Origin of the sequence: Actinomycetospora chibensis, assembly GCF_028737215.1 — a bacterium.
In the GTDB taxonomy this organism is placed as follows: Bacteria; Actinomycetota; Actinomycetes; order Mycobacteriales; family Pseudonocardiaceae; genus Actinomycetospora; species Actinomycetospora chibensis.
The window spans coordinates 1-1,451 of record NZ_JAQZAM010000048.1; the positions used below are offsets into that span (position 1 = coordinate 1).

The window sequence follows — 1,451 nt, forward strand, 5'->3', positions numbered from 1 at the left end:
ACTGGGCTCAACCGGTCGTCGCAACACCGTCTCGTTGGAGCGAGGCTAGCTGGTCGTCGAGGCTCTCCGCGGGCGTCTTCCATCCCAGGGTCTTGCGGGGTCGTCCGTTGAGCGCGGCGGCGACGGCCTGCAGGTCCTGATCACTCCACCGCGACAGGTCGGTCCCCTTCGGGAAGTACTGACGCAGGAGACCGTTGGTGTTCTCGTTCGTGCCGCGCTGCCAGGGACTGTGCGGGTCAGCGAAGTAGACGCTGATCCCGGTGTCGATCTTCAGCTGTGCATGTTGAGCGAGTTCCTTGCCGCGGTCCCAAGTCAGCGAGCAGCGCAGCTGCTCGGGCAACGTGGTCATCTGGGCGGCGACCGCATCGCGCATCGCTTCGGCGCCGTAGCCGGCCAGCGCGGGTCCGTTCTTCGTGCGCGGCTCGATGCCGTAGCCGTCCATGCGGGGCAGGTGGATCAGCATCGTGAACCGGGTGACGCGCTCCACGATGGTGCCGATCGCGGACCTGTCGGTGCCGATGATCAAGTCGCCCTCCCAGTGCCCGGGCACGGCGCGGTCCTCGACCTCGGCGGGCCGCTCGCTGATCATCACCTCGGGTGTCACGTGACCACCGGCCCGCTGGCGGGCTCGGGACCGAGGGACCCGCAACGCGCGTCCGGTGCGCAGGCAGGCGACCAGCTCACGCTGGAGTGCGCCCCGGCTCTGCACGAACAGCGCCTGATAGATCGCCTCGTGCGAGATGCGCATGGACTCATCGTCGGGGAAGTCGAGCTTGAGCCGGTTCGAGATCTGCTCCGGGCTCCACGCTTGGGCCCACCGGCGGTCCTGGCGGTGCGGCTTGTTCCGGCCCTTCCACGTGGCCGTCTGCGGCCCGGTGACCGGGGTCCCGTCGGCATGACGAACCTGTCCGGAGAGCCGTTGCTGGACGTAGTCGTGGAGCTGTTCGTTGGCGACGAGCTTGGCTGTCTTGGGGCGGCGCGCCATCAACTCGGCCTTCCATTGGGCCACCGAGGCCCGGTAGTCGAGCTTCCCGCCGCGGGTGGCGGCGTTGCGGCGCAGCTCGCGGGAGATCGTCGACGCATCCCGCCCGGTCTGGCGGGCGATCTCCCTGACTCCGGCGCCCTGGGCCTTGAGCAGGGCGATCACCTCGCGTTCCTCGAAGGAGAGGTAACGACCCGTGATCGGGTTGATCAGGAACGTCGGCATGCCGCCACGCTCGCGGAACCACCTGGTCCCAGCGGCCGGCGACACACCGACAGCCGCCGCCGCGTCCTCGCTGGACAGGCCCTTGGCGACCTCGCGCCAGAACAGTCGCTCGACGTCCCGGCGAAGCGACGGTTTGCCCGGTGACTTCATCGGCGAGCGACCCGTCAGCTCCTTCATCCAACCCGCTGGCCGACCCATCAACACCTCCATGATCGAGGTGTTGCGACGACCAGTTGAATCCGCC

The 1,451-nt window shown here is 68.6% G+C and carries 1 protein-coding gene; it reads right to left on the reverse strand.

Features of this window, described 5'->3' with window-relative positions:
• Window positions 1–7: 7 nt before the first annotated feature.
• The gene (locus PH189_RS30230; RefSeq protein ID WP_274192570.1) at window positions 8–1,384 is read right to left on the reverse strand and encodes an IS30 family transposase; all 1,377 of its coding nucleotides are present in this window, start codon (window positions 1,382–1,384) and stop codon (window positions 8–10) included.
• Window positions 1,385–1,451: the final 67 nt, after the last annotated feature.

Bases quoted from the DNA above. Each gene is read 5' to 3' on its own strand.
- PH189_RS30230 (WP_274192570.1), bottom strand. From the start codon at position 1,384: ATGAAGGAGCTGACGGGTCGCTCGCCGATGAAGTCACCGGGCAAACCG.